The organism is Burkholderia sp. MSMB1826, assembly GCF_001526325.1.
Taxonomy (GTDB): domain Bacteria; phylum Pseudomonadota; class Gammaproteobacteria; order Burkholderiales; family Burkholderiaceae; genus Burkholderia.
Window position 1 is genome coordinate 72488 of the sequence record NZ_LOYN01000015.1, and the last position, 25841, is coordinate 98328.

Sequence of the window (25841 nt, forward strand, 5' to 3'; positions counted from 1 at the left end):
AACGCGATGCCACTGGTCACGCTCTTCCGACGATCGGCATCTCGCACGCAGCAGCCATCCGATATGCCGACCCGTCCCGGCGCATCTCGGCGAACAGCGCGTCGGCAAATCGTTCGAGTGCCTCCACGGATCCGTGCACGCTCCGATATTCCTCGTGCCCAATCCTGGCATCCAGCGTCACCTGCATTCCGCAACGACGAGCAAGACTCAAAACGTCCATGGCGTTACTCCAAGTCTTTCACCCGCTCATGCAGCGAAGAAGCGGGATGACATCGCAAGTCCTTGCTCTTCCTGCGGGAAGACGTCCCAGGTTCCGTCATCGTGGAGAAAGAAGTACAGTGCAGCACCATCGCTCCGGCAAGGCACTTCGACGCGAACGTACTGCCTGCGTTTTCCAGACATCCCAACAGCCTCGCTGACTCGCAGATCCGCGGGAAAATCCGTGCCGAGCCATTTCTCCACAATCAGCCGTAGCCCGTGAGCGACCGCATCGACATTACGCGCCATCCCTTCTACCGCATTCATGACCGGCTCCATTGCGAGCTGACAATTACGTTTGCGCCCGCTGCAATCCCCGATGCCTTCGAGGTAAGTCAAAGATAGGCGACTGAAGAAATCGGCGTTATCCGACCGTAGCAGCAACTATCCGTAGACTGCACAAAGCGCGGTCATCGAAAGACTTTGTTCAGACGATTTGAAGGTGCGCCGTCGGCGATGTATCAGCAGGAGGACCCCGGCGCATTTGCTCGGTGCCGCTGCGCCCGAACTTGCAATGCCGCGCTTGGTCACTAATGGGCAGCGTACAGTCAGTGTGCAGTTTCGTCTCGGGCGCGGGGCGCCGATACGCGACTCAATCCAACTGCTCTCTCGAGCCCGGCCCGCGTGAGCAGCACCTCAAGCGGCACCGAACAGGCGGGCCGTACCTTGGGGCGACCGACGGGGCATTCTTCGCTTGTTTGCCATCGCGACAACCGCAAATTCCCGCTCAACCCCACATTGTCCTTTTGGCTCACACACAAAATCGTGTATGAACCTTTCCTGACGCTCAGAATCGAGATACCATGGAGGACGATTGAATTCGCCTGCTGGATCGTGTCCAGCGCCCTTTTTCAGTGCCATCGCGCACGCGGTACTTTTCGCGGTTGTGCTTCGTCTCTTTGTCTGGACCACCGCGGGTCTCTTGACCAGAAGCTTCCTTTGCTGCTTGTCCCCGTGGCAACGCTATCCCTGACCAGACCTTGCGATTCCGTTTTTATTTGGGGAATCGTTGTCCACTAGACGGTCTGTCCAATCGTCCATATGTTCGACTTCACCAAGGTGGCTCGGGTATCGGACGCGCCTGCGTAATGTAATCGCCCGCAAAACTGACAAATACACGACCGTGCCGTTCGCCGCGTGGGGTCTCGGCCTTCCATTGCTATCGGAACGTGGAGAACGCCGTCGTCCATTGTCCAACCTCATTAATCGTGTCGCGCGAAATGAGTAGGTAAGCGGTCGTGCCGCAATGGAAGACGTCGGTGGTCGAACAATCGGCGCGTATTCAGGGCCTCGACGGACAGTAGCAGACGTGGCACGGAAAAGACAACAATGCGGACACCGGTCCAGGACGATCGGCAGAAGAGCATCAAGCAAGACGAGGGCTAATTGTCACGAGCCCCTATGAGACCCAAATCACAAAACCTCTTTATTGGTTCAGCGCGATCGTGAGACGAGAGGATCACAGCATGCCCGCAACGACCAACATGAAACCGCTTTACCTGGATCTGCCGACTGTCGCGGCCACGGTGTCGCTATCTGAGGCGAGCGTCCAGAAACTGGTCCGCGAAAACCGATTCCCAAGGCCTCGAATGCTGTCCGGCCGGCGCGTTGCCTGGCTCATGCGTGAAGTCGAAGCATGGGCTGAGGAGCGGCCCGTGTCGGACCTGCTCCCTCCTCCGAACACCGGCCATAGCAACCGGCGACGCAAAGCTACTTCTTCGAATACCGAAGCGCCAGTTCCTCGAGAAATTTTGAAAGGCGCGTGAGCCATTCGCGACGCTCGCGGTCGTAGTGGTGTCGGTTGTAAACGCCTGCTACCCCGGGCTGTATGTGCCCGAGCACTGCTTCCGCTACGTCGTGCGGACAGCCGAGCGCAGCCAGGAAAGTTCTAGCAGTTCTACGCAGATCGTGCGCTGACCAGTGCGTGACAGGTAATCGCGGTCTATCGTGATCTGGCGCCTGCTTGCAATATGGCTGGTGGTAGTAAATGCCGTGCTGAATGACCGTCTGCTTCATCATCTGGCCGTTCGAAGTCGGGAAGAGATAGCCGTTGACGGCTTGCTCAAGGCGACGTCGCACGATCGCTTCTGCACGGCCCACGAGCGGCACGCGCAAGTCCCCCGCTTTCGAACGCCATGAGTTTTTTGTCTTCTCCTTTGGCACAGTCCACCAAAGCCCATCGGTCTCCTCGGTGATTTCATGTTTCTCCATGGAGATGATTTCGCCGCCCCGCGCGCCCGTCCAAAGGTATAGCGCAATAGCGTCAGCCACCGTGAGACTAATGTTCGGAAGCCACCGAAGCAGCGTGCCAGTTTCACTCTCGCTCAACACGCGCTTTTTGGTGCCCATCGCGACGCCGTCGATCGTACGACCTTTACTGCGCAGTTTGCCGCGAAGAATCATGCGCCACCAGTTTGGCGTTCCGTCGGGTAATCGGCCGGCATCCATCGCATAGTCCCACGCACCGCCAAGCTCCATCCGCAAGCGGGCTGCAAGCGCCGGTGTCGCACGGTATGAATCGAGAAATTCGAAGGCCTGGGCACGCGTGATGGAGGCCGCCGACAAACTGGCAATCGGGGTAAGCATTGACTTAAACATGCGCTGCACCTCGAGCACACCCTTCTGTTTGCGATTGGGTTCGAGATATCCACCCAAGTAATCCATGCAAACCTGCTTGACCGTATATGCGTTGAGCGCGCGAGATACCACAACGGACTGGCGCTTCCGTCGCCTTTCGGCTGCTGGATCCGACCCGTTGTCTCTCGCTGATCGCTTCAGTTCCCATTCGGCTATGGCCGCGGGAAATCCCATGGCGGGCCACTCCCCCAGTTTCACCTGGCGCATGCGTTCGTCAATGGGCGATTTGTAGCGATAGATCCACGAACGACGACTGCCGGTCGCCTTCAGGCGAAGCCCGGGAAAGCCGTCAAAGGTCAAGTGCTGGCCGGCGGCCAGCTTGCTTGCAGTGCGTGCGTCGAATCTCATCGGAAAGCAGCGTAACTTTTTGGCTGAGATCCGACGTTCGGCGTAACTTTTCCGCCAGACCTCAAAAAAGCTACGCCAGAATGCCAAGTTTCCCGATGTTTAGTCAAGTGTCGATACGATTTGCGACGAACCTGACTTTTGGCCGAGATCCTTTGCCAGTAAGCCTCTCCGGGACAAATCGCTTGCCAGACAAGCGTCTCGACGACTCCCGAATTTCCATCACTCGTTCTCTTCGAAGTAGTGTCCGAACTTCGCCTGCTTCGTGCGGATATAACGCTCGTTTTCCTCGCGCACGGGCACCGCGAGCGCCACGCGTTCGCAGACGGGAATACCGTGCTTCACGAGCGTATCGAACTTCTTCGGATTGTTGCTCATCAACCGCACCGACGTCACGCCGAGGATGCGCAGGATCGCAGCGGCCGAATCGTATTCGCGGGCGTCGTCGGGCAGGCCGAGATCGAGGTTCGCCTCGACGGTATCGCGCCCCTGCTCCTGCAGCGCGTACGCGCGGATCTTGTTGCTCAGGCCGATGCCGCGGCCTTCATGGCCGCGCAGATACAGCAGCACGCCGCGGTCTTCGGCCGCGATGTAACGCAACGCGAGATCGAGTTGCTCGCCGCAATCGCAGCGGTACGAACCGAACACGTCACCGGTCAGGCATTCGGAATGCAGCCGGGTCAGCACCGACTGCTCGCCGGCCACGTCGCCCATCACGAGCGCGAGATGTTCGGCATCGCTGCCCGAGACGCGAAATGCGTACGACGTGAACGTACCGTAGCGCGTGGGCAGCGACGCCGTGGCGACGAGCGTCACGCACTCGTCGGCCTGGCCATTGCCCGGCAGGGGCGATTGGGGACGCGAAGACATCATGAATTCAATCGAAACGTTCAGGAATGTAGGAGTTGTGTGGATGGCGCGTGACGGGAGTTTACCGCTAATCTGGAAACGTCACGCGACTGCCGCCGCCCGCCCGGCTATACTGGGCTCATCGGGTGACGCGCATCACGCCCCGCCTGCCCTGCATCGACCTGCACACGGAGAAAGCGAATGAGCACGACTGTCGCGCAGATTCTCAAGGCCAAGCCGGATTCGGGCCGTACCATCTACACCGTCACGAAGAGCGACCTCGTCTACGACGCCATCAAGCTGATGGCGGAAAAGGGTATCGGCGCGCTGCTCGTCCTGGACGGCGACGACATCGCAGGCATCGTCACCGAGCGCGACTACGCGCGCAAGGTCGTGCTGCAGGACCGCTCGTCGAAAGCCACCCGCGTCGAGGAAATCATGACGGCGAAGGTGCGCTACGTCGAACCGTCGCAATCCACCGACGAGTGCATGGCGCTGATGACCCAGCACCGGATGCGCCACCTGCCCGTGCTCGACGGCGGCAAGCTGGTCGGCCTCATCTCGATCGGCGACCTCGTGAAGAGCGTGATAGCCGATCAGCAGTTCACGATCAGCCAGCTCGAACACTATATCCACGGCACGCCCACCGTCACGTCCGCCTGATCCACCCAGCAAAAAAGGCCCAAACGCGTCAGCGTCTGGGCGGAAAGCCGCCGACATGCGGCGACGGAGGTTCTGCTCCTGCGGGCGAACGACGCGCGCGACTGGCGCGCGTCTCGTCGATTCGGCGGTGCGCCCGGGCAGACCCGCGGGATGCTCGATCAGTTACCGAAGTAGACCGAATTCACGGGATTCGGCGCTTCCCGCGTCACGCGGTGGCCGGTTTGCACGGCCCCCGTTGCCACGGCACCGTAACCGCTCGTGTCGGCGTGCGCGAGCATCGGCTGGTTCGGCTGAACCCGTTGTTCGGCCGCCTGGATGTCGCTCGGATATTGCGAATCGCTCGCCAGCGGCTTGTAGCCGTTCTGCTCGAGTTGCACGAGTTCGGCCTTGACCTCAGCGCGGGTCAACCCCTGTTCGGACTGCGCGAACGATGCAATCGGAGCGGCAAGGACGGATGCGGCGATGGCTGCGTAGATGATCGACTTCATGATTTACCTCCGGAATATGTTCTCTTTTGGCGTCGCCTCGGCAGGACTGTCTGAAGCGATTGAATTCAGTGTAGTGCGCGCGCCCCCAGGGGGAAACCCTTAGTTTGAACATACAGCGTTGCATTTCTGGAAAAAATCGCCCACTGTTTCCGGACAGGGTCGTTGCAACTTGCTTCATCTCCACAACAATCGCTGACGAAAGGCCGACAGCCGGATCACATGGCCGGAAGGTTGTGTTGTAGAATCGTAAGGTTTCCTTCGCCAGTCGATATTCCATCCACCATGTACGCGCTCACGCCCCTTTTGGTTTCGCCGTCCGGCTTGGCCGGCGTGCGCGTGCGCGCCGGCCAGCCGGCGCATCCCCTCGTTCGACGCACGGCCCAGGCACCGCTCGCCCCTGCCCGGCGCCTGATCTGACCGCTCGGTCTCCACCCGGAGCCAGGTTAGACAGGCTCCGGGCGATCCTCATAGGCACGCCACGCCTGCCCTCTGCCGATCATTTGGAGAACCACCATGAAACAACGCCTTTACCAGTTGACCGAACTCGACGTCGCTCGCCTCGAAAAGCATGCCGAGCACAATCCGCGCTTTCAGGCGATGCTCGACACGCTGCTGGAGCGCGCCGATATCGTCCGGCCCGACGCCATCAAGGCGAACGTCGTCACGATGAACTCGCAAATCACGCTGCTCGACGAAGCAACCCAGGAACAGGCCACCTGGACGATCGTTTATCCGGACGCCGCCAATCTCGAACTCGGTCGCCTGAACGTCTTCTCGCCCGTCGGCATGGCGCTGCTGGGCACGCAACGCGGCCAGATGGTCAAGGTGATGCAACCGAGCGGCGCCGAAAAGCTGATGAAGGTTGCCGCGATCGTGTTCCAGCCGGAAGCCAACGGCGAATACACGCGTTGAGCCCTCGGCGACCAGCGCCGCGCCACACGGGCGCAGCACGAAAAAAGCGAGGCACAGGCCTCGCTTTTTTGTATCCGGACGGTCCGGGTTGCCGTCATCGCGTTTCGCAGACGAAAAAAGGCGCCCGAAGGCGCCTTTTCGATGCTGCGAAGCGGGTTACCCCGCCCGTCACGCTTAGAAGCGGTGACGCAGACCAACCGTTGCTGCGGTTTGGTTGATCGACGAGCTCGGCAGGTTGTTGGCGAAGGTGTCGCCGTTGTAGATCGACGCGCCGATGCCGTTCTTCGCTGCACGCTGGTACACAGCTTGTGCGTAGACGTCCGTGCGCTTCGACAGTGCGTAGTCAGCTTGCAGACCGAACTGGTTCCAGTGCGTGCTGCCGTTGTTGATCTTCGCGTTCGTGTACGTGTAAGCAGCACCCAGGCCGAGAGCCGGCGTCAGGTTGTACTTTGCGTTGACTTCGTAGTTGTCGGTGCGCAGCGTGCCTGCAGCAACTGCGTTGTTGTCGAGACGCGCTTGCGTCCATGCAGCGCCGACTTGCGCCGGGCCGAATGCGTACGCAGCAGCAGCACCGTACGTACGGACGCGGCCTTGGCTAGCGATGCCACCGATTGCCGACGACGTCGCGCCGTTTGCGTTCGTACCGTCACCCAGGTTTGCTTGCGAGTATGCTGCACCCAGCTTCAGGCCTTGGAACTGGTACGACAGACCGCCGCTGTATGCACGGTTGTTGCCGAAGTTCGTGCTGTTCGAGAACGAGTACGTGCCGCCGAATTGCAGACCAGCGTAGTTAGCGCTCGTGTACTTGATCGTGTTGTTCTGCGCGACGTCGCCGTTCGTGCTCAGGCGGTCGAGGTTCAGCGGGTGCGCGAAGTACGTGCCGCCCCACGAGCCCGTTGCCGTCAGCGGCGCCAGGTAGTCTTGCGTTGCGTCATACTGCTTACCCAGCGTGACCGTGCCGTACTGGCTCGACAGGCCAACGAAAGCCTGGCGGTTGAACATGCCGCCGTTGCCGTTTGCGAAGCGGCCGTTACCGATGTTGAAGCCGCTTTCCAACGTGAAGATTGCCTTCAGGCCGCCACCCAGGTCTTCCGAGCCACGCAGGCCGAAACGGCTCTGGTCAATGCCCGAACCCATTGCCCAACGCGACTTGCCAGCTTGGCCGAGTGCCGGCTGGACGTTGCTCGTGTAGGTGATGCCTGCGTCCAGCACGCCGTACAGCGTGACGCTGCTTTGCGCGTGAGCGACGGTAGCGAACGATGCTGCAGCTGCTGCAACGATCAGAGTCTTGTTCATTCGTGGAGCTCCCTTCTAAAAAGAGGCAGGTCTCGCGACCTTGTTCATAAACGGTCTTCAACCGCCCGGGAGCGCCATCGATCCTGCTGGCGGCGCCCGGATAGTTGCCCGTTTGGGAACCGTGAGTTTAGGGGTGTACCCTAGGGGAGCGATCCGCAAATAAAGAAATAAGCTTTTCCAGAACTAGAAATAATGAAAGTGGGGCCGCGTCATAAGTATTTGTTTTAACGTTTGTTTTTGACCTCTTGACGCCGGCTTTTTGGACGCTTTCATCGCACCATTCTTTCATGTCATCGGCTTGACGGTTGCATAGAAACAACAAACGGATTCGGTTCGGCACATCAAAAACGGTAATTGTTACCTATTACAATCTCAAATATTGGTCTTTCCGCCTCTAAAACGTCCCCTCGGCACCCTAAACAGGGGTCGATACCTGTGCCACGGCGAGATTCTGTCAGCCGCTGGAAAGAAAACAGCGGCTCGACCTGCCGTGACACGCGGTAACAGCCTTAACCGGCCCCGTAACGCGGCGGGCAGGCCGGCAGGCTAATGTAAGGCAGCCCCGCATACAGAACAGGAACCGCCATGAATCGACGCTCGTTGCTGCGCGCCATCGGATTAACCGCCGCCTTCGTCGGCACCGGCTGGCTGCGCGCCGCCTCGGCCCAGCCTTCCCCGCCCGTGTATCGGCCCTCGGGCCCGAATCGTGTACCCGGCGGGCCGCCCTATGCAGACCGGCCGCGCTTCGCGCCGCCAGCGGCACGCCACGACCGTCGCCCGCCCCCGCCACGGCCGCATGGCTATATATGGACGGACGGCTATTGGCGCTGGCAGCGCGGCCGCTATATATGGGTACCCGGTCGCTGGGTCGCGCGACGCCCCGGGCGCCGCTGGGTACCCGGCTACTGGCGCCGTCAAGGGTCGGTGTGGGTCTACGTCGACGGCTCGTGGCGGTGAGCAGCGGCCCGGCTCCGGCCGACGAAGAGCCGGCGCCGAGCCGCGCGCGAGAACCGACGCGGTCCACGCCACGAAATCGTTCGTTACGGCAGCCGCGCTGCAGTCGACATATCGTCGGTCGCCATTCCGGCGGCATCGTTCCGATAACGAGGTCACAAGATGTGGCGATGCGAATGCGTCCGGGACGCTTCAACCCATCGAGATCGTCTACTGCACACCGCCGGTCAACGAACCGATGCGCGCATCGTCCGCAGCGCGGCCGACGGCGATCTCGTCTACCTGCACGTGCATGCGACCGAGCATCCGGGCGATCGCGGCGAAGCGGTGGTCGACATCTTCCGCGTGAAGGACGGCAAGATCGTCGAACACTGGGACGTGATTCAGCCGGTACCCGAAACGTCCGCGAACCGGAACACGATGTTCTGATGCACGAGGCCGGACGCGATCGGCCGCCCCCTATGCCGGCCGAATCGACGCTGCTTCGCGAGCTTCGATGGCAATCGGTTCGCCCGTTCGGTAGCGACGCTCGCGCCGCCCCGTGCGATCGAGACGTGCATTTGCATTTGCTTTCGCAGCGAAGCACGTCCGTCGCGCCGGGCCTCGGGCGATCGGCGCGCGAACTGGCGCCGTCACGCGACACCCAGCGCCAGCACCTGCTCGGTTGTCAGCACGTCGCCGAACGTGTCCGACAATGCGGCCAGCGTCGCACGATGGAGGTCGCGGTGCGCCACCGTGCCGCCGTCCGCGACGTCGAGATCGCGCGTCGCACAGGCATCGTCGACGACGATCACCGCATAGCCGAGCGGCACCGCATCGCGTGCCGCGCCGGCCACGCACGCATGCGTCATCAGGCCGGTGACGATCAGCGTGTCGATGCCGGCCGCCTTCAGCCGCGCATCGAGGTCCGTCGTCGGGAAGACGCTCACCGACGTTTTCTTCACGACCGTGTGAGCGGGCGCCGGCTGCAGGTCCGCATGAAAGCGGAAGCCGTCGCTGCCGTCGGCGAAGATCGGGCTGTCTGCCGACCCGACGTGCTGGACGTGGAACACCGGAATACCGGCGCGGTCGGCGAACGCGATCACGCGCCGTGCATTGCCCAGCGCACGCGGCCCGTCCGGAATCGGCAGACGGCCGCTGAAGTATTCGTTCTGGAAATCGATCACCAGCAGCGCGGTGCGCGCGGCGGCGATCGACGTCGGCGCGCTCGCGCCGGCCAGGGTACGGATGGTCGGATGTTGCATGGGATGTCCTCTCGGTCGACACATTGGCGGAACGGCGCGCCGGCCTTGCGGCGTCGCCGGACGCGGCCCGGAACCTCCCCGGCCGCGACGCGCCAGTGTCGGGCCGCGCGGCGTGTCGCGACAGCGGCGCGCGGGACAACGTCCGACAGAATCGGGCCAACGTGCGCGAGCGCCGCCTACGACAGCACGGCCGTTCGTGCGCCCGGCCGCGTACGGCCGTAAGCGACCATCATCGCGAAGCTGAGCAGGAAACCCGCGCCGCCGATCATCAGCAGGCCGATTTCGCCGAATACGGGCAGCAGGTTCGTCAGCGCGCCCGTCACGACCCACGCGACCGCCATCACCGAGCCCGCGACGCCGAGCGCCCAGCCCTGCCGATCGTCGCTGACGGCATCGGAAAACGCGGTATACATCGTTGTGTACGCAACCATGTCGAAACAGCCGACGACCATCGCGAGCACCCACAGCACCGGTTCGTGCGGAAACAACGCGGACAGGATCTGGCCAAGGCCGGCCACCAGCAGGCCCGTCTTCGCGATGTCGATCACGCCCCACACGCGCAGCATCAGCCGCACGACGCACACCAGGCCGAACACGAAGCAGATGCCGATCACGCCGCTGAACAGCCCGAGCCGCGCGCTCGTATAGCCGAATTTCGCCTGCAACAGCAGCATGATGGTCTGCAGATAAAGCCCGTAGCCGACCTGCATCAGGAAGAACACCACCGACAGGAACGCGACGTTGCGCTGGCACGCGGCCTCCCGAATGATCCGCAACGGCAGCAGCGGATCGATGCGCGTATCGCCGCGCGGCGCGGCGCAATCGCGATACGACGCCCAGGTCCAGCACGCGCAGATCAGCGACAGCGCCGCGACCAGCACGAACGGCGTGCCGTAGTCGAACAGCGGCGAGATCGTCCGGTCGGACGCGACGCCGCCGAGCACCGGGCCGACGATCACGCCCGCGCTGAACGCGAGCGACATGATGCTCATGTCGTACGCCTTCGTATCGGGCGTGCCGAGATCGGCGACGGCCGCCTGCGCGATGCCCTGGCACCCGGCCATCAGGCCGGTGAGCCCGCGGCCGGCGAGCAGCAGCGCGACGCTGCCCTGCCACGCACCGGCCGCCATCGTCGCGTAGCCGATCGCGAGGCCCAGCAAGCACAGCAGCAGGATCCGACGGCGGCCGTAGCGATCGGACAGCTCACCCATCAGCGACGAGCCGAAGAACATGCACAGCGGGTAGATCCCGTAGCCGAGACCGAGATAGAAATTGCGCGCGTGTGCACTGGCGCCGGCCGGCAGGATGCCCGCGTGCGGATCGCTGAAGATGGCGGACATCATCGGATAAACGAGCCCGAACCCCATCGCGTCGAGCGCGATGGCGAGCAGGCAGGGGCCGAGCAGTTTGTAATCGAACCGGGACATGCGACCTTCCGGACAGAGTGGACGATCGCCCAAGCGTAATGACAGGGCGGCGACCGCGGTAGGCCGCCACCGGCGATGCTAAGCATCGGTTCGCGCGATACCCCGCATGCGGCCCGCGCCGACGGGCATGCCGGTCCCGCCGCCGGCGCTCGCGGCCGACATCGATCCCGGCACGCCGGGCGACTCGACGCACGGCGGCCCGCCCTGAACCAAGTCGGCGCGCGACCATGCACGGCGCGCCGACGGGCACGAACACGTTGGATGGGAACCCGAACGATCTCGCGAACGGCACGTACCACGCGGGTACGACGGGCGACCCGCTCGCACACGTCAGCCACGTGACGACGAACGTCGCGACGCGGGTAGGCGACATCCTCTCGCCGACCAACCTCGTATCGGGCAGCGTCGGCTGCTCGCTGCTGCCCCGGCCGTGCGCGCGAGCTGTTCGCGCACCGCATCGCGCTCGTACCGCTCGCCGGAGCAACGACCCGTCAGACCGTCGGCCTGAGCTTCCCGCATCGCCGCGAGCAAGACCCGAACCCTGCCCGCGCTACTTCCCCGACCGAGCGAGCGGGCCTTGCACGCCCTGCCCCGTGCCCGACGGCCAGCCGCCCGCGAGCGCCTTGTACAGCGCGACCGTCGATGCCGCGCTGCGCATCCGTCCGTCGGCCGCCGCGTCCTGCGCCTGCAGCAGCGTGCGCTGCGCATCGAGCACTTCGTAGTAGTCGATCGCGCCGGCCGAGAAACGCGCCTGCGCAAGCTGCGCGGCGCGTGCGCTGTCGTCGGCCGCGCGCACGAGGTGCGCGGTCTCGTCACGCGTGCGGGCGACACGCAGCAGCGCATTCTCGGTTTCCTCCAGCGCGCCGAGGACGGTCTGCCGGTACTGCGCAAGCTGGCCGGCCGCTTCCGCGTCGCTCGCCGCGATCCGTGCACGCACGCGGCCGACGTCGAGGAACGACCAGTCGATGCCGAGCGCGATCAGGTTCGTGTCGCTGCCCGCGCGAAAGAATCCGTAGCTGCTCGTCGCGCTGCCGAGCAACCCGGACAGCGTAAAGCGCGGGAACAGGTCGGCGGTCGCGACGCCGACACGCGCGGTCGCCGCATGCAGCCGCGCCTCGGCGGCCGCGACATCGGGGCGGCGGCGCAGCAGGTCGCCCGGCGTGCCGGGATCGATGTCGGCCGCGAGCGCCGGCAGCGGGACCGGCGTGCCCGTCGGCGCGGCCGTCTTCGGCAGGTCGAACCGGCCGATCAGCGCATCCGGCGTCTGCCCGGTCAACACCGCGAGCCGATGCTCGTCGACGCCGATCGCGGCTTCGTACACGGCGATCCGCGCCGTCGTCGATTCGTACTGCGCGCGTGCGCGCGCCGCATCGAGGTCGGAGCCGCGTCCCGCGCCGACGCGCGCATTGATCAGCGCGAGCGTCTGCTTCTGGTTATCGGCGTTCTCGCGGGCGATCCGCAACCGCTCCTGCGAGCCGCGCAGATCGACGTACGTACTCGCGACCTCCGCCGTGATCGCGACCCGCACCGCGCGTACGTCGGCCGCGCTGGCCGCCGTTTCCGCGCGCTGCGACTCGATCGAGCGGCGTACGCGGCCGAACAGGTCGAGTTCCCACGCGGCATTGATGCCGACGCTCGACGTCGGCGTGTCGCGCTGGCTGCGCGGCGCGCCGAACGCCTGGTCCTTGCTCATCAATTGGTGGCCGATCTGGCCGCTCGCGGTGATCGTCGGATAGCGGTCGAAAGTCGCCTGCGACAGCAGCGCATTGGATGCGTCGTAGCGTGACACCGCGACCTGCAGGTCCTGGTTCGCCGCGAGCGCCGCATCGATCAACTGCGTCAGCACCGGATCGCCGAACCCGCGCCAGAACGTGGCATCGGCGTCGGCCGACGCGTCGGGCAGCATATCGGGCCGTGTCCGGGCCGTCGCCGCGTCGCGCTGCGTCGTCGGACGGGTGTCGCGCGCGAACCGCGCGGCGGTGGCCGTATCGGGCCGTTCGAAATCGGGGCCGACCGCGCACGCGGCGAGCGTCACCGACATCGCCAGCGCGGAAAGACGGAAAGCGGCGCTCATCGGCTTTCTCCTTCGAGGGTGCCGTGCTGTTCGCGCCAGACGGCCGGCGTGCCGCCCGCGAGCTTGCGGATCGCCACATAGAACACGGGCGTCAGGAACAGCCCGAACAGCGTGACACCGAGCATCCCGGCGAACACGGTGACGCCGGTGGCCGCCCGCACTTCGCTGCCTGCGCCGCTGCCGATCAGCAGCGGCACCGAGCCCGCGATGAACGCGACCGACGTCATCACGATCGGACGCAGCCGCAGCCTGCACGCTTCGAGCGCCGCTTCGACCGCGCCCTTGCCCTGGATCTCGAGCTCGCGCGCGAATTCGACGATCAGGATCGCGTTCTTGCACGCCAGCCCCATCAGCACGACCAGGCCGACCTGCACGAACACGTTGTTGTCGCCGCCGGACAGCCACACGCCGAACAGCGCCGCGCACATGCACACGGGCACGATCAGGATCACCGCGAGCGGCAGCGTCCAGCTCTCGTACAGCGACGCGAGCACCAGGAACACCAGCATCACGGCCAGCGGAAAGACGACGATCGCCGCGTTGCGCTGCGTGACCTGCTGGTAGCTGAGGTCGGTCCATTCGAGCGTGATGCCCGGCGGCAGCACGTCCTTCGCGATCTGCTGCAGCTTCGCGATCGCCTGCGACGACGACATCGTCTTCGGATCGGCGTCGCCGATCAGATCGGCGGCCGGATAACCGTTGTAGCGGACGACCGGGTCGGGGCCGTACGCGGGCCCGACCGTCACCATCGAGCCGATCGGCACCATCTCGCCCTTCGCGTTGCGCGTGCGCAGGTTCGCGATGTCGGCGGCCGTCTGCCGGTGACCGGCATCCGCTTGCGCCATCACGCGATACACGCGGCCGAACACGTTGAAGTCGTTCACGTACATCGAGCCGAGATAGACCTGCAACGTATTGAACAGATCGGTCAGCGCGACGCCCTGCGCCTTCGCCTTGAGCCGGTCGACCTTCACCTCGAGCTGCGGGATGTTCGCCTGGTACGAGCTGACGGGATAGCTCATCCCCGGCGTCTTCGCGACCGCGGCCTGAAACGCGCCGAGCGCCTTCTGCAATTCGCCGTAGCCGAGCCCGCCGCGATCCTCCAGGTACAGCGAGTAGCCGGAGCCGTTGCCGAGACCCTGGATCGGCGGCGGCATCAGCGCATAGGTAATGCCGCCGCCGATCGCCGCGAAGCGCGCGTTCAGGTCCGCGTTGATCTGCGCGGCGCTGCGATGACGCCGGTCGAACGGCTTCAGGATCACGTACGAGTTCGTGATGTTCGGCGTGTTCACGCCCTGCAGCGCATTCAGCCCCGCGAACGCCGGCACCATCTCGACGCCGTCGGTGCCGAGCGCGATCTTCGTCATCTGCTCGGTCACGGCGCTGGTGCGCGCGAGCGACGCGCCTTCCGGCAGCTTCGCGCCCGCGAACAGGTACAGCTTGTCCTGCACCGGGATGAAGCCGCCCGGCACCGCGTCGAACAGCAGCGCGGTCGCCGCGAGCAGCGCCGCATAGATGGCGAACACCCCGCCGCGCCGCTTCAGCATGCGCCCGACGACGCCGTGGTAACGATCGGAGCTGCGCTCGAAGAACCGGTTGAACGGATGGAACAGCCAGCCGAATGCGCGATCGAGCGCACGCGTCAGCGCGTCCTTCGGCGCGCCGTGCGGACGCAGCAGCTTCGCGGCGAGCGCGGGCGACAACGTCAACGAGTTGATCGCGGAGATCACCGTCGAGATCGCGATCGTCACCGCGAACTGCTTGTAGAACTGGCCGGTCACGCCCGACATGAAAGCCATCGGCACGAACACCGCGCACAGCACGAGCGCGATCGCGACGATCGGCCCCGACACCTCGCGCATCGCCTGGTGTGCGGCGTCGCGCGGGCTCAGCCCCTGCGCGATGTTGCGCTCGACGTTCTCGACGACGACGATCGCATCGTCGACGACGATCCCGATCGCGAGCACGAGCCCGAACAGCGTCAGCGTGTTGATCGAGTAGCCGAGCAGATAGAGCCATGCGAACGTGCCGACCACCGACACCGGCACCGCGACGAGCGGAATGATCGACGCGCGCCACGTTTGCAGGAACAGGATCACGACGAGCACGACCAGCACGACGGCCTCGATCAGCGTGTGCTGCACCGCGCGGATCGATTCGCGCACGAATACCGTCGGGTCCCACACGGGGCGGTATGCGACGCCGGGCGGGAAGCGCTTCGACAGCTCGTCGAGCTTCGCATACACGGCCTTCGCGACGTCGAGCGCGTTCGCGCCCGGCGACAGGAAGATGCCGACCACGGCCGAATGCTTGTCGTTGAAATACGAGCGCAGCGTGTAGTCGCCCGCGCCGAGCTCGATGCGGGCGACGTCGGACAGCTTCACGACCTGGCCGTCGTCGCCGTTGCGCAGCACGATGTCGCCGAATTCCTGCACCGTGCGCAGGCGGCCGCGCACGTTGATCGACACGAGGAAGTCGTTTTTCTTCGGCGACGGCTCCGCGCCGAGCTGACCGGCCGACACCTGCACGTTCTGCTCGCGCACGGCCGCGATCACGTCGCTCGCGGTCAAGCCGCGCGACGCGAGCCGGTTCGGGTCGAGCCACAGCCGCATCGCGTAATCGCCGGAGCCGTACACGCCGACGTCGCCGATGCCGGTGAGCCGCGACAGTTCGTCCTTCACGTGCAGCGTCAGGTAGTTGCGCAGGTACAGCGAATCGCGGCTGTTGTCCGGCGAATAGAGGCTCACGTACATCAGCGGCGTCGGCGACTGCTTCTGCGTGGTCACGCCGTACTGGCGCACCTCGTCGGGCAGGCGCGACAGCGCCTGGCTCACGCGGTTCTGCACGCGCACGGCGGCCGTGTCGGGGTCGACGCCCTGCAGGAACGTGACGACGACCTGCAGGCTGCCGTCCGAACCGGCGACCGACTTCATGTACATGATGCCTTCGACGCCGTTGATCGCCTCTTCCAGCGGCTCGGCCACCGACTCGGCGATCTCCTTCGGGTTCGCGCCCGGGTACGTCGCACGCACGACGACGCTCGGCGGCACGACTTCCGGATATTCGCCGGCCGGCAGCATCGGAATCGAGATCAGACCGATCGCGAAGATGACGATCGACAGCACGACCGCGAAGATCGGCCGGTCGATGAAGAATCGGGAGAAATCCATCGTATCGCTCCCGTCATTGCGCGGCAGGCGCGCCGGCATCGGCGACTGCCTGCGTCGCGCTGCCCGCATCGGCGCGCGCGGGCAGCGCCTTCGGCTTCACCTGCGCGCCCGGGTAGTAGATGCGCTGCACGCCGTCGACGACCACGCGGTCGCCCGCCTGCAGCCCCTTCTCGACGATCCGCTCGCCGTCGAGTTCGCGGCCGATCGTCACGTCGCGGCGCAGCGCCTTGTCGCCCGCGCCGATCACGTACACGTACTTGCGGTCCTGGTCGGTCAGCACGGCCTTGTCGTCGACCAGCAATGCGCTCTGGCCGCGGCCGCTGACGAGCTGCACGCGCGCATACAGGCCCGGCGTAAACGCATGGTCCGCATTCGGCAGCCGCACGCGTGCGCGGATCGTGCCGGTCTGCGGATCGAGCCGGTTGTCGAGGAAATCGACGGTGCCCGCATGCGGGAAGCCCGTCTCGTTCGCGAGGCCGATGCGCACCGGATCGGCGCCGATCGCGCGATGTTTCGGATCGGCGCGCCGCGCGTTGTAGCGCAGATAGCTCTGCTCGTCGCAATCGAAATACACGTAGACCGGATCCTGCGACACGACGGTCGTCAGCAGCGTGTCGTCCGCACGCGCGAGATTGCCGACGGTCGCGACCGCGCGGCCGACGCGGCCCGCGATCGGCGCGCGCACTTCGGTGAAACCGAGATTGAGCTTCGCGTCGGCAACGGCCGCATCGGCCGCCTGCAGATCGGCGCGTGCCTGCTCGGCAGTCGCGCGCGCGTTGTCGAGTTCTTCCTGCGACGTCGCATGCGCATCGATCAGCGTCTGCACGCGCTTGAGTTGCACGTTCGCGAGGCTCGCGGCCGCACGGGCGCGCTGTTGCTGCGCGTTCGCACGGTCGAGCGCGATCCGGTACGGGCGCGGATCGATCTCGAACAACAGCGCGCCCTGCGCGACCACGTCGCCCTCCTTGTACGCGACACGCTGCAGATAGCCGCTCACGCGCGGCCGCAGCTCGACCGCGTCGACCGCTTCGACGCGTCCGTTGAATTCGTCCGCGAGGCGAACGGTACGCGGCGCGACGGTGGCGACGCCGACTTCGGGAAGAGGATGGGCCGACGATGCGCCTTTGCCGTCGTGACAACCCGACAACACCAGCAACAGGGCACAGGCGGCGCCCAAAGGCGACGTCCTGCGTAGGGAAAAGGAGAACATGATGCCTCGCGACGGGTTAAACTGCCGCGTAGCATAAAAGTTCAAGTTAACTTCAAGTCAAGCTTTCCCGGAGGGTGTCATGGGTATCCAGGAAACCCCGCAGTGGCCGCTGATGTCGATCCGCGAAGTGGCCGCGCGCAGCGGCGTGCCGGCGTCGACGCTGCGCTTCTACGAGATGCGCGGGTTGATCAAGTCGCACCGCAACGGCTCGAGTCATCGCCACTATTCGCGTGCGGTGCTGCGGCTGATCGCGTTCATCGTGTTCGCGCAGAAGATCGGCTATTCGCTCGACGAAATCGCCGAACAGCTCGTCAGCCTGCCCGAGGACACCGCGCCGAGCAACAAGGACTGGCAGCGGCTGTCGCGCGGCTGGAAGCAGCGCGTCGCGAGCCGGATCGAGGAGCTGCAGCGGCTCTACATCAATCTCGACGAATGCATCGGCTGCGGCTGCCTGTCGCTGAAACGCTGCAAGCTGACCAACCCGGACGACCGCGCGGGCCGCAACGGGCCCGGCGCGCGACGCTGGCTCGGCGACAAGCCGCCGACCGACTCCGAATGACGCGCAGGCCGCGCGCGTCCTGCATCACCCGACACGCCAGCCGCCGTTCACCGCGATCGTCGCGCCCGTGACGAACGACGCGCGCGGCCCGGCGAGCCAGGCGACCGCATCGGCGATGTCGTCCGGCTGCCCGGCGCGGCCGATCGGCGTCTGCTCGCGGATCGTCGCCGCGACGGCCGGCGCGACCCCGCTGTCGCCGAAAAAACGCGTATCGGCGATATAGCCGGGCGCGACCGTATTGACCGTCGCCCCGCGCGGCCCGAGTTCGCGCGCCAGCGCGACGGTGAAGCCTTCGACGCCGGCCTTCGCGGCCGCATACGCGAGGCCGCCCGGCAGCAGGCTGCCGGCGCGCGCCGCGATCGAACCGATGTTGACGATGCGCGCGGCATGGTCGGCCAGGTGCGGCAGCACGGCCATCGTCGTCAGAAACAGGCCTTTCAGGTTCGCATGGAGCACCGCGTCCCATACGGCCTCGGCCTCCGCCGCTTCGGTATCCGCGCCGACGCGCCCGGTCAGCCCCGCGTTGTTGACCAGCACGTCGATGCGCGGCCATCGCGCGACGATCGCGGCGACGGCCGCTTGCGCGTCGCGCCGCACGCCGAGGTCGCCGGCCTGCCCGATCGCCGCGCCGCCCAGACGCTCGACGGCCGCCTTCAGCCGCGCCGCGTCGCGCCCGACGATCGCGACGCGATACCCGTCCTGCACCAGCCGGCGCGCGATCGCGAAGCCGATCCCGCTCGATCCGCCCGTGACGATCGCCGTGCGTTGTCGTTCGTTGCCCGTCATGACCTGCCCTCCTTTCCTCGGTGTTGACGATTGGTGACGTTTGCAGTGTGGGCAACGGAAGGCGATAGGTAAAATACGAATTCGATGACATATTGATACGCAGAAGGTATCGCCATGATCGATCTGCGCCAGTTCCGGCAATTCATCGCGGTCGCCGAAACGCTCAGCTTCCGGCGCGCTGCCGAGCGGCTGCACATGGCCCAGCCGCCGCTCAGCGCGGCGATCCGCAAGCTCGAGGACGAACTGGGCGTCGCCTTGCTCGACCGCGACACGCGCGGCTCGCGGCTCACGCCGGCCGGCGAAGCATTCCTGCTCGAAGCGCGGCGCGCGCTCGAACAGGCCGAGCGCGCGGTGGCCGCGGCGCGCCGCGCGGGCGCCGGCCTCGGCGGCACGCTGCGGCTGCGCTTCGTCGACAGCACGGTCAATGCGCTGTTGCCGCTGATCCTGCGCGCGTTCCAGGAACGGCATCCGGGCGTCGATTTCCAGCTCGAGGAAGGCACGACGGCCGAGCAGGTGCTGGCGCTGCGTCACGATCGCACGGACGTCGGCCTCGTCGTGCTGCCGGTGGCCGACGCCGGCGACGTGCGTGTCGAACCGCTGCTGCGCGACCGGATGGTGGCCGCGCTGCCCGACGGCCATCGGCTCGCGCGCCGCCGCCGCATCGCGCTGGCCGAACTGGCGGACGAACCGTGGGTCATGTTTGCCGCGCATCACGGGCCCGGCATGCATGCGCTGATCGTGACGGCATGCGCGCAGGCGGGCTTCGCGCCGCGCGTGGTCCAGCAACCGCGCCAGATGCAGACGACGGCCGGGCTCGTCGCGGGCGGCATCGGCATCGCGCTGATGCCGCGCCTGTTCGTGCCGATGCAGCCGCAAGGCATTACGTTCTGCGAACTGAAGGATGCGGGCAGCCCGCTCGCGTACGAACTGGCGCTCGCGTACCGTACACCGTCGCCGCTCGTCGATGCGCTGCGCGAGAGCGCGCGCGACGCGGTGCGCGAACTGGGGCTGGTTGCCGCGACGTGACCGCGCGCATCGCGCGCGCGGCGTTCAGTCGCCGAGGAAGTTGAGCGCGACGCCGAGCACGGCCTGCCGGAATGCTTCCGGCCGCGTCGGCAGCGACGTGAACTCCAGCATCATGTGGCTGTACGACACCGTCGTGCCCACGGCGCTCGCGATCATGAAGAACAGCACGTTCGGATCGACCGGACGGATCGCGCCGGCCTCGACCGCGTCCGCCAAGAGCGGCAACATCGCGTCGTGATACGGGCGCACGATCCGCTCCTGCAGCCGGTCGAGCCGCCCGCCCTCCTCGGTCGCCGCCGTCGAGAAGAACATGGCGATATCCGGCTCCGCGAACTCGTGATCGACGCACAGCTCGAGCGCGCGCCGCACGCGATCGCGATGCGGCAGCGACGACGTGCGCAACGCGCGCAGCGCGTCGAACATCGGTTCGGCCAACTCGGCGATCTGCTCGACGACCGCCAGCCACAACGTTTCCTTCGTACCGAAGTGATGGGCGATCAGCGCCGCATCGATGCCCAGCTCGCGCGCGACTTCGCGCACGCTCGTCGCGTCGTAGCCGCGCTTCGCGAACGTGCGGCGCGCGGCCCGCAATATCACGTCCGGACCGACGGACGCGTCCGCCAGCGGCCGTCCGCGCGTACGCCGCTTCGACGGCGCGCGCTCAGTGACTTCTGCCACGTTTTTCCTGCTCCTTGAACGATTCGAATGCCCGTGCCCGGTACCCGGCTTCGCGTACCGGAAGCGGGCGGCCTGCCCCGCTGCGTTGACACGCCGAGCCGGGAAGCGCTAGGATCATACCTTATTCATCACGTGATGATTTATACATGACAACCCCTACACGCATCGTCATCGTCGGCGGCGGGATCGCCGGACTGCAGCTCGCGACCCGTCTGGGCGAGCGTCTCGGCCGATCCGGGCGGGCGCAGATCACGGTCGTCGACCGCAGTCCGACGCACATCTGGAAGCCGATGCTGCACACGATCGCGGCCGGCACGCGCGACGTCCAGCAGCAACAGGTGATCTTCCTCGCCCACGCCCGCGATCACGGCTACGCGTACCAGCCCGGCGAACTGAAGGGGCTCGATCGCGCACGCCGCCGCGTGCAGCTCGGCGAGATCCGCTCGCAGGATGGCGACGTAGTGATCGACGCACGCGAACTCGAATACGACGTGCTGATCCTCGCGCTCGGCAGCCAGGCCAACGATTTCGGCGTGCCCGGCGTACGCGAGCACTGCTACTTCATCGACAGCCAGCAGCAAGCGGAAACCTTCAACGAAGCGTTGCGGATGCGCGTGTTCCGCAGCATCGCGCGCGACGAGCCGTTTCGCGTCGCGATCGTCGGCGCGGGCGCGACGGGCGTGGAGCTCGCGGCGGAGTTGAGCCGGTTGCTGGAAGTGGCGCAGGCGTACGGTGACGAAACGGTGCGCGAGCGGCTGCAGCTCACGCTGCTCGAAAGCGGCCCGCGCATCCTCAACGCGTTTCCGGCGCGGATTTCCGCGTCGGCCCAGCGGCGGCTCGAACAGATCGGCTTTCGCGTGCTGACGTCGACGCGCGTCACGTCGGCCGACGCGAACGGCTTCCATTACGGCGACGGTTCGTTCGCCGAAGCGGACCTGATGGTCTGGGCGGCCGGCGTGAAGGCGCCCGATTTCATGCAGGCGCTGGGCGGGCTCGACACGAACCGCGCGAACCAGATCGTGGTCGGCCCCACGCTGCAGGCAACCGGCGACGAGCACGTGTTCGCGATCGGCGATTGCGGGAGCCTGCTACCCGACGGCCACGAACGGCCGCTGCCGCCGACCGCGCAGGTCGCGACGCAGCAGGCCGAGCATCTCGCGAAGCACCTTCCCGCATGGCTCGACGGCACGCCGATTCCGCCGTTCGCGTTCCGCGATTTCGGCGCGCTGGTGTCGATCAGCGATTACGACGCGTTCGGCACGCTCGGGCAGTTCGGGTTCTTCCGCGGCGGCTTCATCCAGGGGCGCTTCGCGCAGTTCAGCCACCTGATGCTCTACCGGCGGCACCAGCAGGCGCTGCACGGTTTCCCCAAGGCCACCTTGCTGTGGATCGCCGAACGGATCAACGGCTGGGTGCAGCCGCGCATCCGCCTGTCGTGATGCCGCGCGTCGCGGCACCGCGTAACGTTTCGAGGAACAGAGACATGAACAACCGTGCAGCGCCCTGGCTCATGACCGTCGCCGCAATCGGCCGCTTCGACATGCCGTCCGTCTCGTGGGGCGGCCCGCGGCGGCGCAGCATCACGCGCGACCGGCTGCCGTCGTGGGACGCGACGAGCAAGCCGACCATCAGCGTGCTCGAACGGCCCACGGCCGACACCGTGATGATCTCGTGGTGCGACGCGTGCACCGGGCACTACGGCTACCAGAAGTGGCGCCTGTTCACGACGCGCAAGCGCGGCGTGTGCGCGCTGTCGGGGCGATCGATCGAGATCGGCGACAGCGTCTATGCGCCGCAACTGCTCGGCTCGACGCCGGGCAACGCCGCCGCGATGGTGCTCGCGGCGTGCATCGACGACGCCCTGGCGGCCTGACCGTCAGGTCGACGTGGTCTGACCGGCGCCATAGGCCGGCGCATCGTTCTGCCGTTCGAGCTCCGCGTCGAGATGCGCGGCATGCGCATTCGCTTCGGATTCCGACATCAACTCGCCTTCCCACTTCGCGACCACTGCGCTGGCGATCGAGTTGCCCACCGCATTGGTGGCCGAGCGGCCCATGTCGAGGAACGTGTCGACGCCGAGAATCAGCAGCAGCCCGGCCTCCGGGATGTTGAACTGGTGCAGCGTCGCCGCGATCACGACGAGCGATGCGCGCGGCACGCCGGCCATCCCCTTCGACGTCAGCATCAGGATCAGCAGCATCGTGACCTGCGTGCCGAACGACAGGTGGATGTCGTACGCCTGCGCGATGAACAGCGACGCGAACGTGCAGTACATCATCGACCCGTCGAGGTTGAACGAATAGCCCATCGGCATCACGAAGCTGGAGATCTTGCGGCGCACGCCGAAGCGGTCGAGTGCGTCGAGGATCTTCGGATACGCGGCTTCGGAGCTGGCCGTCGCGAACGACAGCATGAACGCTTCCTTGATCAGCACGAGCAGCTTGAACACACGGCGGCCGAGGAACAGCAGCCCGGCCGCGACGAGCGTGGCCCACAGCAGCACGAGGCTCACGTAGAAGTCGCCCATGAACACCGCGAACTTCAGCAGGATCGACAACCCGTTGACCGCGACGGTCGACGCCATCGCGGCCATCACCGCGAGCGGCGCGAGCTTCATCACGTAGCCGGTGATCTTCAGCATCACGTGCGCGAGCTGGTCGATCGCGGCGACGAGGATCTTGCCGCGTTCGCCGAGCGCGGCGAGCGCGACGCCGAAGAACATCGAGAACACGACGATCTGCAGGATCTCGTTGTTCGCCATCGCCTCGGCGATCGACTTCGGCACCATGTGCCCGACGAAATCCTTCAGCGTGAACTTGGACGTCGCGAGATGCGCGGACGCGCCGATGTCCGGCAGCGGCAGGCCGAGGTTCTCGCCGGGCCGCAGCAGGTTCGCCATCAGCAGGCCCAGCAGCAGCGAGACCAGCGACGCGGTGACGAACCAGCCGAGCGCCTTCACGAACACGCGCCCGACCGACGACGCATCGCCCATGTGCGCGATGCCGACCACCAGCGTCGAGAACACCAGCGGGCCGATGACCATCTTGATCAGCCGCAGGAACACGTCGGACACGAGCGAGATGTAGCCGGCGATTTCAGCGGCCGACTGCTTGTCCGGAAGCTGCGTGTAGATCAGGTAGCCGATCAGGATGCCGGCTGCCATCGCGAGCAGGATCCAGCCTGCCGCAGACATTCGTTTGTTCATGATGGAATTCGCCGCACGGCGATGGAGTTGACGGAAGAAGGAGGCGCGTGCCGTGCCAGGGGGCGCGCGGGGCGCGCCGCCCGGGCCGACACGGATGTCCGCAATCGGACGCGCTGCCGCCGCACCGGCATTCGCAGCAACGCGAACGCCGGCGGCAGCGGTCCGGCATGAAGCGACCGGGTCAATAGCCGATCGCGGAGCCCGCCGGACGGCGCGGGTCGTTGTAGCCGTAGATGAAGCCGACACGCACGTTGCCGGACACGGACGAATCGTTCCCGGAACTCTGGCGGCTCGCGGCTTCGGTGCCCGGCAGGCCGACCATGATCAGCTCGGCGGCGCCCCACGGCGTCTGCTCGACCATCTTGTAGCCCATGTTGCGAAGGATCGCGAGCGTGTCGGGCGACAGGCCGTAGGTTTCGTAATAGACCGCGTCGGGCAGCCACTGATGATGGATGCGCGGCGCGGCGACCGCGTCCTGCGGCGTCATCCCGTAGTCGATCACGTTCAGCACGGTCTGCAGCGTGATCGTGATGATGCGCGAGCCGCCCGGCGAACCGACCACCATGAACACCTTGCCGTCCTTCTTCACGATGGTCGGCGCCATCGACGACAGCGGACGCTTGCCCGGCGCGATCGAGTTGCGCGTGCCCTGCACGAGGCCGAACAGGTTCTGCGCGCCGACCTTCACTGTGAAGTCGTCCATCTCGTCGTTCAGGAAGAAGCCCGTGCCCGGCGCGATGACCACGGCGCCGAAGCGGCCGTTGACCGTATAGGTCGTCGACACCGCATTGCCGTCGTGGTCGACGATCGAGTAATGCGTCGTTTCCGGCTTTTCGTGCACGCCGACGCCGGGCTGCACGTCGACCGACGGCGTCGCCGTGTCGGCATGGATGCTCTTGCGGATCTGCGCCGCGTATTCCTTGCTCGTCAGCTTCGCGACCGGGTTGTCGATGAAGTCCGGATCGCCGAGCAGCGTGTTGCGGTCTTCGTACGCATGGCGCATCGCTTCGGTCATATAGTGGACCGCTGCGGCCGAGTGATAGCCGAGCTTGCGCAGGTCATACCCTTCGAGGATGTTCAGCGTCTCGCACATCGTCACGCCGCCCGAACTCGGCGGCGGCGCCGACACGAACTCGTAGCCGCGATACGTGCACGTCAGCGGCGCCATGTCCTGCGCGCGATAGGACGCGAAATCGGCCGCCGCGATCACGCCGCCGCCGCGCCTGGCCGCCGCTTCCACGATCTTCGGAATCTCGCCGTGATAGAACGCGTCCGGCCCCTGCTCCGCGATGCGCTCGAGCGTGCGCGCCAGATCCTTCTGCACCAGACGATCGCCCGGTTGCAATGGCGTGCCGTCCGGGCGCAAGAAGATGCGCGCGGCTTCCGGGTCCTTCCTGAAGCGCTCGACCGTCGTGTCGAGGATGTCGGTATCGCCGCGCGTCAGCACGAAGCCGTCGCGCGCGAGCCGGATCGCCGGCGCCATCACCTGTTTGCGCGTCAGTTTCCCGTACTTGCGCTGCGCGAGATCGAGCCCGGCCACCGTGCCCGGCACGCCGACCGCGCGATAGCCGTACAGGCTCTGGTCCGGGATGACGTTGCCGGCCGCATCGAGATACATGTTCGCGGACGCCGCGGCCGGCGCGGTCTCGCGGAAATTGATGAAGCGGTCGCGACCGTCGGCCAGGTGGAGGGTCATGAAGCCGCCGCCGCCGATGTTGCCGCAGCACGGGTTGGTCACGGCCTGCGCATAGCCGACGGCCACCGCCGCGTCCACCGCGTTGCCGCCTGCCTTCAGGATGTCGACGCCGATCTGCGACGCGAAGTGCTGCGACGACACGACCATGCCGTTCTTCGCTTCGACCGCCGGATCCGACGCCGCGAACGCGCACACGCTCATCGCGGACAACAGGGTGAGTACTACGAGCCGCCTCATGACGGAATCCTCCAGACGAATAAACCGGCGCATGCCGGGATGCGCGGCCGCACCGCCGCGTATCGACGCCGCCCGTTCGACGTGTAATAAACGGTACATTTCCACAAGGCCGCGATCATAACACCCG

General features: G+C 65.9%; 23 protein-coding genes and 1 pseudogene. 9 read left to right on the forward strand and 15 right to left on the reverse strand.

Going from position 1 to position 25841, the window contains the following annotated elements:
• Nucleotides 1-16 precede the first annotated feature (16 nt).
• Together WS95_RS07305 and WS95_RS07310 are read right to left on the reverse strand one after the other, a co-directional pair.
• Complete coding sequence (locus WS95_RS07305) at nucleotides 17-220, reverse strand: hypothetical protein (protein ID WP_059823073.1); 204 nt, start codon at nucleotides 218-220, stop codon at nucleotides 17-19.
• Nucleotides 221-246: 26 nt separating this feature from the next.
• Nucleotides 247-525, reverse strand: a complete 279-nt coding sequence (locus tag WS95_RS07310) for a hypothetical protein (RefSeq protein ID WP_156444452.1) — start codon at nucleotides 523-525, stop codon at nucleotides 247-249.
• 1217 nt (nucleotides 526-1742) lie between these two features.
• On the opposite strand from WS95_RS07310, the gene WS95_RS32840 reads away from it, so the two are divergent.
• Complete coding sequence (locus tag WS95_RS32840) at nucleotides 1743-2024, forward strand: helix-turn-helix transcriptional regulator (protein ID WP_082746876.1); 282 nt, start codon at nucleotides 1743-1745, stop codon at nucleotides 2022-2024.
• Here WS95_RS32840 and WS95_RS07315 read toward each other — a convergent pair.
• On the reverse strand, nucleotides 1969-3243 hold the full coding sequence (locus tag WS95_RS07315; protein WP_059823076.1) for a tyrosine-type recombinase/integrase: 1275 nt from the start codon (nucleotides 3241-3243) through the stop codon (nucleotides 1969-1971). The two genes, WS95_RS32840 and WS95_RS07315, sit on opposite strands and share 56 nt — an antisense overlap.
• Nucleotides 3244-3462: 219 nt before the next feature.
• The gene (gene ribA / locus WS95_RS07320) at nucleotides 3463-4113 is read right to left on the reverse strand and encodes a GTP cyclohydrolase II (protein ID WP_034204532.1); all 651 of its coding nucleotides are present in this window, start codon (nucleotides 4111-4113) and stop codon (nucleotides 3463-3465) included.
• A gap of 177 nt (nucleotides 4114-4290) precedes the next feature.
• Between ribA and WS95_RS07325 the strand changes: the two genes are divergently transcribed.
• Nucleotides 4291-4752 carry a CBS domain-containing protein gene (locus tag WS95_RS07325; protein ID WP_034204531.1) on the forward strand — a complete coding sequence of 154 codons (462 nt, stop codon included), beginning with the start codon at nucleotides 4291-4293 and terminating at the stop codon, nucleotides 4750-4752.
• Between the two features lie 158 nt (nucleotides 4753-4910).
• On the opposite strand, the gene WS95_RS07330 is transcribed toward WS95_RS07325, so the two are convergent.
• Nucleotides 4911-5240 (reverse strand): DUF4148 domain-containing protein, encoded by a 330-nt coding sequence (locus WS95_RS07330; protein ID WP_034204530.1) that lies wholly within the window; start codon nucleotides 5238-5240, stop codon nucleotides 4911-4913.
• 513 nt (nucleotides 5241-5753) lie between these two features.
• Here WS95_RS07330 and WS95_RS07335 point away from each other — a divergent pair.
• Nucleotides 5754-6152, forward strand: coding sequence for a GreA/GreB family elongation factor (locus tag WS95_RS07335; RefSeq protein WP_034204529.1), 399 nt, complete (start codon nucleotides 5754-5756; stop codon nucleotides 6150-6152).
• Between the two features lie 174 nt (nucleotides 6153-6326).
• Here WS95_RS07335 and WS95_RS07340 read toward each other — a convergent pair whose 3' ends face one another.
• Nucleotides 6327-7448: a porin gene (locus WS95_RS07340; RefSeq protein ID WP_034204528.1), complete on the reverse strand. Its 1122-nt coding sequence runs from the start codon at nucleotides 7446-7448 to the stop codon at nucleotides 6327-6329.
• Between the two features lie 585 nt (nucleotides 7449-8033).
• Between WS95_RS07340 and WS95_RS32845 the strand changes: the two genes are divergently transcribed.
• Nucleotides 8034-8405, forward strand: coding sequence for a YXWGXW repeat-containing protein (locus WS95_RS32845; RefSeq protein ID WP_080747640.1), 372 nt, complete (start codon nucleotides 8034-8036; stop codon nucleotides 8403-8405).
• Nucleotides 8406-8642: 237 nt separating this feature from the next.
• Nucleotides 8643-8831, forward strand: a pseudogene (locus tag WS95_RS07345) (nuclear transport factor 2 family protein); the annotation flags it as partial.
• Between the two features lie 203 nt (nucleotides 8832-9034).
• Here WS95_RS07345 and WS95_RS07350 read toward each other — a convergent pair.
• The 5 genes from WS95_RS07350 to WS95_RS07370 form a co-directional block, all read right to left on the reverse strand.
• Nucleotides 9035-9646 (reverse strand): cysteine hydrolase family protein, encoded by a 612-nt coding sequence (locus WS95_RS07350; protein ID WP_059782983.1) that lies wholly within the window; start codon nucleotides 9644-9646, stop codon nucleotides 9035-9037.
• A gap of 176 nt (nucleotides 9647-9822) precedes the next feature.
• The gene (locus WS95_RS07355) at nucleotides 9823-11073 is read right to left on the reverse strand and encodes an MFS transporter (RefSeq protein WP_059823077.1); all 1251 of its coding nucleotides are present in this window, start codon (nucleotides 11071-11073) and stop codon (nucleotides 9823-9825) included.
• A 550-nt stretch (nucleotides 11074-11623) separates the two neighbouring features.
• Nucleotides 11624-13147 (reverse strand): efflux transporter outer membrane subunit, encoded by a 1524-nt coding sequence (locus WS95_RS07360; protein WP_059823079.1) that lies wholly within the window; start codon nucleotides 13145-13147, stop codon nucleotides 11624-11626.
• Nucleotides 13144-16317 carry an efflux RND transporter permease subunit gene (locus WS95_RS07365; RefSeq protein WP_059823524.1) on the reverse strand — a complete coding sequence of 1058 codons (3174 nt, stop codon included), beginning with the start codon at nucleotides 16315-16317 and terminating at the stop codon, nucleotides 13144-13146. Before WS95_RS07365 ends, WS95_RS07360 begins: the two co-directional genes overlap by 4 nt.
• A gap of 13 nt (nucleotides 16318-16330) precedes the next feature.
• Nucleotides 16331-17527, reverse strand: coding sequence for an efflux RND transporter periplasmic adaptor subunit (locus WS95_RS07370; protein WP_059823080.1), 1197 nt, complete (start codon nucleotides 17525-17527; stop codon nucleotides 16331-16333).
• A 79-nt stretch (nucleotides 17528-17606) separates the two neighbouring features.
• Here WS95_RS07370 and soxR point away from each other — a divergent pair, with 79 nt between their 5' ends.
• Complete coding sequence (gene soxR / locus WS95_RS07375) at nucleotides 17607-18086, forward strand: redox-sensitive transcriptional activator SoxR (protein WP_034204522.1); 480 nt, start codon at nucleotides 17607-17609, stop codon at nucleotides 18084-18086.
• Nucleotides 18087-18110: 24 nt separating this feature from the next.
• Here soxR and WS95_RS07380 read toward each other — a convergent pair whose 3' ends face one another.
• On the reverse strand, nucleotides 18111-18872 hold the full coding sequence (locus WS95_RS07380) for an SDR family NAD(P)-dependent oxidoreductase (RefSeq protein ID WP_059823082.1): 762 nt from the start codon (nucleotides 18870-18872) through the stop codon (nucleotides 18111-18113).
• Nucleotides 18873-18986: 114 nt separating this feature from the next.
• On the opposite strand from WS95_RS07380, the gene WS95_RS07385 reads away from it, so the two are divergent.
• Nucleotides 18987-19898 carry a LysR family transcriptional regulator gene (locus WS95_RS07385; protein WP_034204520.1) on the forward strand — a complete coding sequence of 304 codons (912 nt, stop codon included), beginning with the start codon at nucleotides 18987-18989 and terminating at the stop codon, nucleotides 19896-19898.
• A 24-nt stretch (nucleotides 19899-19922) separates the two neighbouring features.
• Here the strand turns inward: WS95_RS07385 and WS95_RS07390 are convergent, their stop codons facing one another.
• Nucleotides 19923-20576, reverse strand: a complete 654-nt coding sequence (locus WS95_RS07390; protein ID WP_034204519.1) for a TetR/AcrR family transcriptional regulator — start codon at nucleotides 20574-20576, stop codon at nucleotides 19923-19925.
• Nucleotides 20577-20722: 146 nt separating this feature from the next.
• On the opposite strand from WS95_RS07390, the gene WS95_RS07395 reads away from it, so the two are divergent.
• Together WS95_RS07395 and WS95_RS07400 are read left to right on the forward strand one after the other, a co-directional pair.
• On the forward strand, nucleotides 20723-22015 hold the full coding sequence (locus tag WS95_RS07395; protein ID WP_059823083.1) for an NAD(P)/FAD-dependent oxidoreductase: 1293 nt from the start codon (nucleotides 20723-20725) through the stop codon (nucleotides 22013-22015).
• Nucleotides 22016-22059: 44 nt separating this feature from the next.
• Nucleotides 22060-22449, forward strand: a complete 390-nt coding sequence (locus WS95_RS07400; RefSeq protein WP_059823085.1) for a DUF3331 domain-containing protein — start codon at nucleotides 22060-22062, stop codon at nucleotides 22447-22449.
• Between the two features lie 3 nt (nucleotides 22450-22452).
• Here WS95_RS07400 and WS95_RS07405 read toward each other — a convergent pair whose 3' ends face one another.
• Together WS95_RS07405 and ggt are read right to left on the reverse strand one after the other, a co-directional pair.
• Nucleotides 22453-23781, reverse strand: a complete 1329-nt coding sequence (locus WS95_RS07405; protein WP_059823086.1) for a dicarboxylate/amino acid:cation symporter — start codon at nucleotides 23779-23781, stop codon at nucleotides 22453-22455.
• 181 nt (nucleotides 23782-23962) lie between these two features.
• Entirely contained in the window at nucleotides 23963-25714 is a 1752-nt protein-coding gene (ggt, locus tag WS95_RS07410) for a gamma-glutamyltransferase (RefSeq protein WP_059823088.1), read from the reverse strand.
• Between the last annotated feature and the right edge of the window lie 127 nt (nucleotides 25715-25841).

Excerpts from the sequence above, each read along its gene's own strand:
- WS95_RS07405 (WP_059823086.1), bottom strand. The coding sequence starts at position 23,781 with ATGAACAAACGAATGTCTGCGGCAGGCTGGATCCTGCTCGCGATGGCA.
- WS95_RS07315 (WP_059823076.1), bottom strand. The coding sequence starts at position 3,243 with ATGAGATTCGACGCACGCACTGCAAGCAAGCTGGCCGCCGGCCAGCAC.
- WS95_RS07385 (WP_034204520.1), top strand. The coding sequence starts at position 18,987 with ATGATCGATCTGCGCCAGTTCCGGCAATTCATCGCGGTCGCCGAAACG.
- WS95_RS07360 (WP_059823079.1), bottom strand. The coding sequence starts at position 13,147 with ATGAGCGCCGCTTTCCGTCTTTCCGCGCTGGCGATGTCGGTGACGCTC.
- ggt (WP_059823088.1), bottom strand. The coding sequence starts at position 25,714 with ATGAGGCGGCTCGTAGTACTCACCCTGTTGTCCGCGATGAGCGTGTGC.
- WS95_RS07335 (WP_034204529.1), top strand. The coding sequence starts at position 5,754 with ATGAAACAACGCCTTTACCAGTTGACCGAACTCGACGTCGCTCGCCTC.
- WS95_RS07330 (WP_034204530.1), bottom strand. The coding sequence starts at position 5,240 with ATGAAGTCGATCATCTACGCAGCCATCGCCGCATCCGTCCTTGCCGCT.
- WS95_RS07395 (WP_059823083.1), top strand. The coding sequence starts at position 20,723 with ATGACAACCCCTACACGCATCGTCATCGTCGGCGGCGGGATCGCCGGA.
- soxR (WP_034204522.1), top strand. The coding sequence starts at position 17,607 with ATGGGTATCCAGGAAACCCCGCAGTGGCCGCTGATGTCGATCCGCGAA.
- WS95_RS07340 (WP_034204528.1), bottom strand. The coding sequence starts at position 7,448 with ATGAACAAGACTCTGATCGTTGCAGCAGCTGCAGCATCGTTCGCTACC.
- WS95_RS07325 (WP_034204531.1), top strand. The coding sequence starts at position 4,291 with ATGAGCACGACTGTCGCGCAGATTCTCAAGGCCAAGCCGGATTCGGGC.
- WS95_RS32845 (WP_080747640.1), top strand. The coding sequence starts at position 8,034 with ATGAATCGACGCTCGTTGCTGCGCGCCATCGGATTAACCGCCGCCTTC.
- WS95_RS07305 (WP_059823073.1), bottom strand. The coding sequence starts at position 220 with ATGGACGTTTTGAGTCTTGCTCGTCGTTGCGGAATGCAGGTGACGCTG.
- WS95_RS07355 (WP_059823077.1), bottom strand. The coding sequence starts at position 11,073 with ATGTCCCGGTTCGATTACAAACTGCTCGGCCCCTGCCTGCTCGCCATC.
- WS95_RS07350 (WP_059782983.1), bottom strand. The coding sequence starts at position 9,646 with ATGCAACATCCGACCATCCGTACCCTGGCCGGCGCGAGCGCGCCGACG.
- WS95_RS07380 (WP_059823082.1), bottom strand. The coding sequence starts at position 18,872 with ATGACGGGCAACGAACGACAACGCACGGCGATCGTCACGGGCGGATCG.
- WS95_RS07400 (WP_059823085.1), top strand. The coding sequence starts at position 22,060 with ATGAACAACCGTGCAGCGCCCTGGCTCATGACCGTCGCCGCAATCGGC.
- WS95_RS07365 (WP_059823524.1), bottom strand. The coding sequence starts at position 16,317 with ATGGATTTCTCCCGATTCTTCATCGACCGGCCGATCTTCGCGGTCGTG.
- WS95_RS07370 (WP_059823080.1), bottom strand. The coding sequence starts at position 17,527 with ATGTTCTCCTTTTCCCTACGCAGGACGTCGCCTTTGGGCGCCGCCTGT.
- ribA (WP_034204532.1), bottom strand. The coding sequence starts at position 4,113 with ATGATGTCTTCGCGTCCCCAATCGCCCCTGCCGGGCAATGGCCAGGCC.
- WS95_RS07310 (WP_156444452.1), bottom strand. The coding sequence starts at position 525 with ATGAATGCGGTAGAAGGGATGGCGCGTAATGTCGATGCGGTCGCTCAC.
- WS95_RS32840 (WP_082746876.1), top strand. The coding sequence starts at position 1,743 with ATGAAACCGCTTTACCTGGATCTGCCGACTGTCGCGGCCACGGTGTCG.